Here is an 8757-nt window from a genome sequence, read left to right as displayed (position 1 = left end):
CAACTAATCTTCCAATAGGAGAATCATCTTGTGCATGGACGATATAATCGAAAGCTTGAGCCTGTAGAGACTTGGATAGGTACGAGACAATCTCCTTGCTAAGTTCCATTTCGAATTCTCGGATATGATTCATAACGAGTGATTCTTTTTTGGTGACATGCTTAATGGAGCCGGTGCCCGTGTTTTTGAGATCACCCCATAGGCATCTTCCTACAAGCTTCAGCTTATCTAACGGCTGCTTGAATATTTTTTCTTCAATAATTCCAATCAAAATCGACAATGCAGCACATCTAAAGCTATGAGCGGAGGCGTTATCCTCAAATCGTGGAGCATATTCGCTCCATCTAGGTACATATTGCATCCGAATAATCGTATTGGTGAATTTGCCGTTTTTCATAAATCGGGCTCCTTTTCAGTCGAAGTTCAAGAGTTTCCGTTCATGTGCGGAGTGTCTATGTTATTATATAGCTTATGTACAAAATCGACTAGAAGAGGTAAATGAGGGAAAGATCATGCGTGAATGGGGTTTAGCTTTTAACCAGCAATTTGAGAGATGGATGTTCATCATTATTCCAGGATCGTTGATACTTGGCTTTCTGTTTGCAACACAGCTTCAGCCTTTTATTGAAATGGTTCCTTACTTATTTGCCTATGTCACGTTAACGATGGCCATTGGCTGCGGATTAGGACAATTGCGAGAGGTATTGAAGCGGCCGGGCATTATGGGGCTTACCTTTTTGATCGCTCATGTCGTATCTCCGCTGGTAGCCTATGGACTTGGGGCGCTCGCATTTGGTGCAGATTCGCCTTATGTGGTGGGCCTCGTTTTGTTTACGCTTATACCAATCGGAGTATCTACCGTGCTTTGGGTTGGCATGTCAGGAGGCAGCGTTCCGCTTATGCTAGCCATGGTTGTGCTCGATTCAGCGCTTAGTCCACTGGTTGTGCCGGCAGGCATCCATCTGTTTTTTGACTCTGCTGTTGAAGTGAAGGCAGGACCTATTATTGTTGATTTACTCGTTATTATTGTACTTCCTACGATCATTGGCGTCGCCCTTAATCAAATGAGCCGAGGACGTATTCAAAGCATCGTGCAGCCCTTTACAGCACCGCTTTCCAAGCTTTGTTTCGTCGGTGTTGTCGCGTTAAATGCATCGGCTATTGCGCCTCATTTAGGAGAGCTGAAGCAGGATATGCTGCTGCTCGTTCCGATTGTTGTGCTGCTGGTTAGTGCTTGTTACGCCTTCGGCTACATTGGAACGGCGCCGCTTCGCAAACGCGAGCAGCAGGTGACCGTTTCCTATGCAACAGGAATGCGCAACATTTCTCTTGGCATTGTGCTGGCGCTCGGTTATTTCAGTCCAATAGCTGCTGTGCCTGTTGTGTTGTCGATTCTTATTCAGCAGCCTTTAGCAACTGTGTACCATTATGTTTTACAAAAACTTAATAATAACAAGGGTAGCGAAAGTACTGCGACGCATGTACCATAAACGATGTGTGCATGATTAAACATAAGGAGTGAATGTTAATGAACAGCTTCCGCACTAGGCTGACGCTCATCATGATTGCGATGATCGCATTATCGGTCAGTGCAGCAGGATTATTTATGGTCAAAACGTTCAAAGAAAACCATATCAACGCGCTTGAAGACAATATGGTTCGTGAGATGCAGATCATCTCGGCAAAAATGAATTGGAAATCAGGCGAAATTTCCTCCTTATATGACTATTATACAAATGAGGCAAAGGAGCTCCAGCGTTATGCGGGTGCTCGAGTAACCTTTATTCGCAATGACGGTGTGGTGTTAGGTGATTCAAATGGAGATCCTCGGGATATGGACAATCATCTAAACCGTGCCGAAATTAAGGAAGCATTGGCTACAGGAACAGGAAGATCGATTCGGGCTAGTGAAACGGTTAAACAAAATATGATGTATGTCGCTATCCCTGTAACGGTGGTGCCGGGTCAAGCGCCTGATGTGATTCGCCTTGCGATGAGTTTGAAGGAAGTTGATGAAAGCATACGTCAATTGACGATGATGCTGTTCTTAGGACTGCTTGTGCTTTTCCTTATTGCAGCTTTTATTAGCTACCGCCTTGCACTTGGTCTGACTAAACCCCTGGAGCAAATTACGAAGGTTGCCAAGCGCATCAAAAACATGGATTATTTGGCAAGAGTAAAAGTGACGAAGCAAGATGAAATTGGTGAGCTTGGAAATGCTATTAATGCGATGGCAGACAGCTTGCAAATTCAAATGACGCGTATCCAGCAAAATGAGAATCAGCTTGAGAGTGTTCTCGATAATATGATTAACGGAATCGTCATGATCGACCTGAATGGAAAAATCGTATTGATGAACAGACGTGCAGAGGAAGTGCTCGGCTTCTCGGCACGCGAGCTTGTTGGACGTCATTATGCGGAAGCGAAGCAGCAATACGAGCTGTCGCAAATGATTCAAGAGGGTCTTAAAAGCAAACAGCATCTGCGCGAGGAGATTACATTTTATTTTCCAGAGGAGAGGCTGCTTGAGCTTAATCTCGTGCCGATTCATCCGGAGGGGAATGATTTCTCTGGTGTGCTGCTTGTCCTCCAGGACGTATCAGCTATTCGCAGGCTGGAGAGGATGCGCAGTGAATTTGTCGCAAACGTCTCCCATGAGCTGAAAACGCCGATTACTGCGGTAAAAGGTTTTGCTGAGACGCTGCTTGGCGGCGCGGTTAACGATGAGGAAACAGCACGTTCTTTCTTGCAAATTATATTTGATGAGTCAGATCGGCTTAACCGATTGATCGGAGATATATTGGAGCTGTCCAAAATCGAGTCACGGCGAGTGCCGCTTGTCTTCTCGCCTGTAGAAGTGGATACGTTCGTTCACAAGTCGATTAAGCTGATGGAATCAGAAGCGGTACGCAAAAGAATTGAGCTCAGCATGAACATTGAGCCGGGACTTTATGTCGAAGCGGATGAGGATCGTTTGCGCCAAATCATTATGAATTTATTATCGAACGGGATCAACTATACGCCTGAAGGGGGCAGAGTATCCTTAAAGGTTGAAGCCTTGGGCGATGATCATATTCGTATCCAAATTAGCGATTCCGGCATCGGTATTCCGAAAAAGGATCTGCCGCGTATATTTGAACGGTTTTATCGCGTAGACAAAGCACGATCGCGCAGCTCAGGCGGTACAGGGCTTGGATTATCAATCGTTAAGCATCTCGTTGAGCTTCATAAAGGTACCATTGCAGTAACAAGTGATGTTGGTGTAGGGTCTACATTCACGATCGAGCTGCCTGTACTGCAATAGAAAAAAAGATTTACCTATTCTTCATGAATCCGTGATAAACTAAAGATAAACGTTCTAAATATGCGGATGCGGCGTCTTTGGCGCCGCCATTCGCCAGGTTGGAGGTAACATGTCGCATAAAGTGCTCGTCATTGAAGATGAACCGACATTAGCAAGGCTTCTGTCGTATAATTTGACCCAAGAGGGCTATGAAACGACCGTTATCGATCATGGCGGGGAAGGCTTGCAGACAGCTTTGCAGCGTAATTTCGATTTGGTCATCTTAGATATCATGCTTCCTGGCATGAACGGCTTTGAAATATTAAACCGTCTTCGCCAAAATGGCGTAAGAACACCGGTCATTATTTTAACAGCTCGCAATGCGGAAGAAGAGGTTGTGCAAGGACTGAAGCATGGTGCTGATGATTATATTACGAAGCCGTTTGGCGTGGCTGAGCTTCTAGCACGCGTATCCGCGGTGCTTCGTCGGACACAGCTTGATGATAGCAAGCCGATCGAGTCTTCAGAGAAAGTCATTACAGCTGGTGATTTGTCCATCTATCCCGAGAAGTATGAGGTCATCTTAAACGGCGATACGATTCCGCTGAGACCGAAGGAGTTCGAGGTTCTGCTTTATTTAGTACAGCGTCCAGGCATGGTAATTACGCGGGATGATCTTATGAATGTCGTGTGGGGCTTCGATTATATCGGCGGCCAGCGTACGGTTGATGTTCATGTGAGCTCATTGCGGAAGAAGCTGGAGCTTGGTCAGCAATCCGTACAAATCGAATCGATCCGTGGTGTAGGTTATAAGCTCGTTATGCCAAAAAAGCTCGTTACCCCGAAATTATAGGGTAGACGAGCTTTTTCTAATATTTATACTTATCTTATATTCTCCCTCAAAGCTGCTTCAGCATCCAAAGGACGCTGAAGGCATTTTTGGTTGATAAGCAGATTATTGCCGGTTAAGCACAAGCATCTTACGCTGGAATTGCTTAGGCGAGCAGTCGTTGTATTTTTTAAACATTTTATAGAAATGCGCCATATTCGGCATCCCGATTCGCTCGCCAACCTCCGATATGCTCAAATCCTTCGTCAGCAATATTCGTTCAGCCCACTTCACCTTGCGATAATTCACATATTCCGTAAAAGAAAGCCCGATCGTTTTTTTGAAATATTTTACGAAGTAATAATAGCTCATATTGGCGATCTTGCAAACCTCTTCAACTTGGATTCGATCCGTCAGATGATTTTCGATATAATCGAGCACCGGTTTCAGGCGAATGCGTTCAAAGTTATCTTGCTCAATCAACACTTTGCGGCTGTCGTTGCGAAGCAAAAGCAGCAATATTTGCTTGACTAAAACGCTGACTGCCAGCTCGTAGCCTGCTTCCTTATGTGTCGTCTCGTGCAATAGCTGATGAATGTAAGAGACAGCTTGCTGCTTTGCCGTGTTGTTTTCTTGGAAAATATAATTCGCTTTACTGAGCGGTGTTTGGGTTTCTGAGAAGTACCGCATATAGGGAATCGTGCTTTGATCAAAAAACGGTTCCAGATCGAATTGAAGCACAATATAATCGAGCAAGTTATGGCTGCGATCGGAGTGCAGCTCCGAAGCTCCGATAAGTACGATGTCGCCAGAAGTCAGGTGAAAGCTTTCTTCATCGACGTAAACGTCCAGCTCACCCTCAAGAATGAGCAGCAGCTCAACCTGTTTATGATAATGCCAGTTTGTATAACCGTCCAGACTGCGAATGGGGCGAAAAACGCGCAGTGACAGCAATGGGTTTTCGTATGCGACTTTTTCATTTATTGCTTCCAAATCTAATGTTACCCCCTTGGCGCTGCATGACAATATCCTTATTGTAGTGAATGCTTTCGCCATTAGCAATAAGGGAGCGGTATAAATGATGCGCGATTGCTCATTTATCGTTAAAATAGATATAACTTAGCAAGTATACGGAGTAAGGGAATAGCAGAGAGGGCTGGACGACATATGGAACGGGATTTGATAAGGGATTATGGTTTGGAAAATGTGCTGCTGCTCGACCGAATGAATGAGCTGGATGAATTAGATGTGTTATATCCATTTGCGCTTGATGAGCTGCTTTGCAGAAAAACAGGGCAGGGAGGTCCAGCCATTTGCCATATTTGGCGTCACCCAAGAGCATTTGTAATGGGACTGCGCGACAGCCGATTGCCAGGCGCTGCCGACGCTGAAAGGGCTCTTCAATCGGAAGGCTGGTCTACTGCTGTACGCAATTCGGGAGGAGCTGCGGTACCGCTTGATTTGGGGGTCATTAATATATCGCTCATCATGCCGAAAAAAGCGTTGGACTCTTTTCATTTTCATGATGATTTTGAAAAAATGTATGGGCTGATTCGTCATGCATTACAGGAGACGGGCTGCCAAGTAGATAAAGGGGAAGTCAAAGGCGCTTATTGTCCTGGCGAATTTGATTTGAGCATTGGCGGGTATAAATTTTGCGGCATCGCACAGCGTCGGCAGACGCATGCCTTTATTGTACAAGCCTTTATTGTAGCGGATGGATCTGGTCAGGAGCGGGCCAGCTTCGTTCGATCCTTCTATGACAAAGCTGCGCAGGGGGAAAACGAAAACGATTATCCGCTTGTGGCTGCTGAAAGCACGGCTAGTTTGGAGCAATTGACACCGCTTGGCGCAGGAGCCGGAGAAGCTTTTGTCAAAGCGGTCAAACGAGTCATAGCTTCGCAGCAGACGGAAGCGGGTATGAGAGAAGCAGAGTCGAAGCTTGTGATGCCGACAAAAGAACAAATCATAGAAATGGCCAATATATTGCGTTCCAGGTATGCGATTCCATCTCAATAAATTACACTAACGTTCCGTTTTACGGATGAGCTGGTTGACGACCTCTGAGAAAATAAGCCCAATTGCAATGGCTCCTGAGAGCATGAATGCTTTTACGGCTAGCTGCACGGCAATGTCATAATTGTCTTCCACGACGTTTCTCATTGCATCGTAGGCGAGTCCGCCGGGAACTAAAGGAATAATGCCGGATACGCTGAAGACGATTATGGGCGTTTTGTATAGCTTTGAGAATAGCTGGCTCACCACGGTTACGATAAAAGCAGCAATTAGCGTCGCAGGAATGGTATCCAGCGACAGCTCTGTGCAGGAAATATAAATGTACCAGCCTATCATGCCAACAACGCCGCAGTGCACAAGCGTTCGCTTCGGTACGTTGAAGATGAGGCCGAAGGCTGCTGAAGCTATAAAGCTAGTGACTAGCTGTTCTAATATCGACAACGTAATACACCTCCGAATTTTGCGAAATATAAGAAAGTATATCATTTTCTATTACTTATCTTATATTTCACCGTCAAAGCTGCTTCAGCGTCTAAAGTACGCCGAAGGCGTTTTTGCATGATTAATAAAACGAGAGCACCGCGGCGATCCCCGCGCCCACAGCGAATGCTGTGAGAAAAGCTTCTGCTCCCTTCGAAAGCCCTGATACAAGGTGGCCTGCCATCAGGTCTCTGACTGCTGCTGTAATATGCAAGCCGGGCACAAGAGGCATAACAGAGCCGATAATAATTTTATCGAGGTCAAATCCATATCCTTTATGTACAAACAGCACGGACAAGGTGCCGATCAGCAAAGCTGTAATAAACTCGGAGAAAAACTTGATTGGCACGATTCGATGCAGCTTAACTGAAAAACCGAAGCTAATGCCGCTGATGAGCACAACAGGGATGAAGTCGCGCCAGCTGCCTTGGAACATGATAAGAAAACAGCCGCTCGCTATAGCAGCTGCTATGATTTTCATCCAAACCGGATACACGAAAGCGTTAGAGTCTATTTCCTGCAAAAGTCGGTGTGCATCTCCAGCAGCCAGTGTGCCGGTGCTAATTTTTCTGGAAATATCGTTAACTAAGGATACCTTAAGCAAATTCGTCGAACGCTCGGAAATACGAATGAGCTTCGTCATCTGGGATGAACCGTCAATGGCAAATATAATACCGGTCGGCGTGACGAAGCTATGGGAGTTCTCTATGCCGTAAGCAGCTGCAATTCGGGACATCGTATCTTCGACACGATAGGTTTCGCCGCCGTTTTGCAAAATGATTTTGCCGGCCAATAAACAAATTTGTGTAATCTCGTGGCTATTGATGATGCTTTTATCCATTGCGGCCTGCCTCCCTATTCCGAGCGAAGTTGTACTTTATCCTGTTCTTACTTACTGCTTTTGGTTTGATGCTCGAATTCAGTGCGAATACGTGCGAGCAGCGCAGGATCGGCAAATACGTCGTATGCGGTTGCAGCTAGCATTTTGGCACCAAATAACATGCCGTCCAGCGCATATTCGGTCATTGCCGCATCACGAAACGCCTCCGTATGAAGCAGGAAACGATCCTGTACCACCTTGACGTAAGGATGAATAGCTGGACAGCGAACGGAGACGTTGCCTAAATCAAGCGAGCCATGATCCTTGCCGATTTCCATATCCTCAGGGCGAATGCCTGCCTCGATCAGATTCATATTGAACTGCTCGGACAATGCTTCATTAGTAAGCAGCTCGTCATAAGAGTATTCGAAATGATTTGTTGTAACGGTGCAGCCCGTCTGCAATGCGGCCCCTTCTGCACAGCGCAGCACTTTCGCAGTGAGCTCGTTTGTATAAGTGCGTGAAGCCGAGCGGACATAAAATTTGGCCGATGCATAATCAGGAATGATGTTCGGCGCCTTGCCGCCGTTGTCAATAATACMATGAATGCGCGCATCGCTGCGTGTTTGTTGGCGCAGCGCATTAACGCTATTGAACAGCTGAAGCACAGCATCCAGCGCATTAATTCCTTCATATGGACTTGCAGCTGCATGCGCGGCTAGACCATGAAATTCAAACTGCACAGCATCCAGCGCTAGTGATTCGCCTGAACGTTCAAACGTATAGTATGGATGCGCCATTAAAGCGAAGTCGCAGTCATCGAATAAACCTGCCTCTGCCATTGGTACTTTCGCTCCGCGTGTTTCCTCAGCTGGCGTACCATAGATGCGAATTTTTCCGCCAATGCCGCTGTTTATCAAAACCGCTTTAAGTCCGACAGCTGCCGCCATGCTCATAGAGCAGATGAGATGATGTCCACAAGCATGTCCGATTTCTGGCAGAGCATCATACTCGCATAAGAAGCCAACTGTCGGACCAGGGTTTCCTGTATCATAAACACCGATAAAAGATGTCTCAATGCCTAAAATACCACGTTCAACCTCAAACCCGTATTTTGCAAGCTCCGTACAGAGCAGCTCAGAAGCAAAAAACTCCTCATGGCCAAGCTCTGGCCGGCTGCCGACCGATCGTGATACCGTGCGAAAAGCATCCGCATATAGATCAATTTCATTAAATATAAGATTTTTATCGGTCATTATATTTTTACCTCCTGAAATGAAGTGAAACCTTTGAATTTGGCTATATGTTCGGAACAGGTCAGCTGCAAAT

General features: G+C 46.0%; 9 protein-coding genes. 4 read left to right on the top strand and 5 right to left on the bottom strand.

All coding sequences use genetic code 11. The features are described 5' to 3' along the window. The coding region (locus AB4Z17_RS29490) for a YfbR-like 5'-deoxynucleotidase (protein ID WP_441963810.1) at window positions 1-397 on the bottom strand (397 nt) is incomplete at its 3' end. A 115-nt stretch (window positions 398-512) separates the two neighbouring features. Between AB4Z17_RS29490 and AB4Z17_RS29485 the strand changes: the two genes are divergently transcribed. The 3 genes from AB4Z17_RS29485 (at window position 513) to AB4Z17_RS29475 (ending at window position 4136) form a co-directional block, all read left to right on the top strand. Further along, complete coding sequence (locus AB4Z17_RS29485) at window positions 513-1490, top strand: bile acid:sodium symporter family protein (RefSeq protein ID WP_441963808.1); 978 nt, start codon at window positions 513-515, stop codon at window positions 1488-1490. A gap of 38 nt (window positions 1491-1528) precedes the next feature. Further along, a complete protein-coding gene (pnpS, locus tag AB4Z17_RS29480; protein ID WP_441963806.1) occupies window positions 1529-3304 on the top strand; it encodes a two-component system histidine kinase PnpS in 1776 nt (591 codons plus the stop codon). Between the two features lie 109 nt (window positions 3305-3413). Further along, window positions 3414-4136, top strand: coding sequence for a response regulator transcription factor (locus tag AB4Z17_RS29475; protein ID WP_076270199.1), 723 nt, complete (start codon window positions 3414-3416; stop codon window positions 4134-4136). 102 nt (window positions 4137-4238) lie between these two features. Here AB4Z17_RS29475 and AB4Z17_RS29470 read toward each other — a convergent pair whose 3' ends face one another. Further along, a complete protein-coding gene (locus AB4Z17_RS29470; protein WP_441963804.1) occupies window positions 4239-5105 on the bottom strand; it encodes a helix-turn-helix domain-containing protein in 867 nt (288 codons plus the stop codon). Between the two features lie 174 nt (window positions 5106-5279). Between AB4Z17_RS29470 and AB4Z17_RS29465 the strand changes: the two genes are divergently transcribed. After that, complete coding sequence (locus AB4Z17_RS29465; protein ID WP_441963802.1) at window positions 5280-6131, top strand: lipoate--protein ligase family protein; 852 nt, start codon at window positions 5280-5282, stop codon at window positions 6129-6131. A 6-nt stretch (window positions 6132-6137) separates the two neighbouring features. Here AB4Z17_RS29465 and AB4Z17_RS29460 read toward each other — a convergent pair whose 3' ends face one another. The 3 genes from AB4Z17_RS29460 to AB4Z17_RS29450 form a co-directional block, all read right to left on the bottom strand. Continuing rightward, on the bottom strand, window positions 6138-6614 hold the full coding sequence (locus tag AB4Z17_RS29460; protein ID WP_441909242.1) for a threonine/serine exporter family protein: 477 nt from the start codon (window positions 6612-6614) through the stop codon (window positions 6138-6140). Window positions 6615-6690: 76 nt separating this feature from the next. Further along, on the bottom strand, window positions 6691-7449 hold the full coding sequence (locus AB4Z17_RS29455) for a threonine/serine exporter family protein (protein ID WP_441885909.1): 759 nt from the start codon (window positions 7447-7449) through the stop codon (window positions 6691-6693). 47 nt (window positions 7450-7496) lie between these two features. Then, on the bottom strand, window positions 7497-8684 hold the full coding sequence (locus tag AB4Z17_RS29450) for a M20 family metallopeptidase (RefSeq protein WP_441963800.1): 1188 nt from the start codon (window positions 8682-8684) through the stop codon (window positions 7497-7499). Window positions 8685-8757: the final 73 nt, after the last annotated feature.

This window comes from Paenibacillus sp. TAF43_2 (assembly GCF_052113545.1).
Taxonomy (GTDB): Bacteria; Bacillota; Bacilli; order Paenibacillales; family Paenibacillaceae; genus Pristimantibacillus.
The sequence above is the reverse complement of the archived record's forward strand: the minus strand, read 5'-3'. Positions and strand labels throughout refer to the sequence as shown.